Below are 686 nucleotides of genomic sequence, written 5' to 3'. Positions count from 1 at the left end.
GGCCCTGCGAACGCACCCCGAACCACCGGCCAGGCATCGCGGGTGGCATGTCACCGCGTGCCACGCCAAAGTCGGTGCTTGCAGAGTGGTGGTGGTGCCCCCGGGCGCAGGCCTCATTCGCGGTCGCCCCAACGTATCCATCACCGCCACACCGTGTTGATGGGCAGCCCGTGGATCACCTCAAGCAGTGCCCCGCGAGCCGGCCGGAGAACGGGGGCACCGCCGCCGCTCTGCCGCCACAACCCTTGCAAGCCCTACCTCACTTGCCGATGATCAACCGGCTTCCAGAACGTGGTGCACTTGCCGTTCAGAAGCGCCAGGCGACACCAAGGTTGACGTAGTAGTTCGAAGCGCGCTCCGCCACCGGACTCTGCGCAGCGCTGCCACGCAAAGTCCGCGACTCGACGCTGCCGACGACCACCCAGTTTGGGTTCAGGTCGACCGACCCGAGCAGGCCGAAACTGGTGAACAGCCAGCCCGCGCCCGCCTCGAACTCCGGCAAGCCCATGTCGGCAGATTGCCGTGGCGTGATGCCGTAGTAGGCGCCGGTCGACTTGGCATCGGCCCAGGTCGCCTGAGTGAACACGCCTGCGCCCACCCGGCCACCGCGATAGATGCCAGCACTCAAACGCAGGTCTGCCTGGACGCCCAAATCCGCATCGAGATGTTTGCGCACCCGCGTGAGC

General features: G+C 66.9%; 1 protein-coding gene. It reads right to left on the bottom strand.

Annotated features, from left to right (window positions below; translation table 11 throughout):
• Nucleotides 1–307: 307 nt before the first annotated feature.
• A partial coding sequence (locus AC1DYI_RS37700; RefSeq protein ID WP_477209159.1) for a MipA/OmpV family protein occupies nt 308–686 on the bottom strand: 379 nt, incomplete at its 5' end.

It is taken from the genome of Ideonella sp. P3_A4, assembly GCF_056403075.1.
This window is presented reverse-complemented; position numbering and strand designations above follow the sequence as displayed.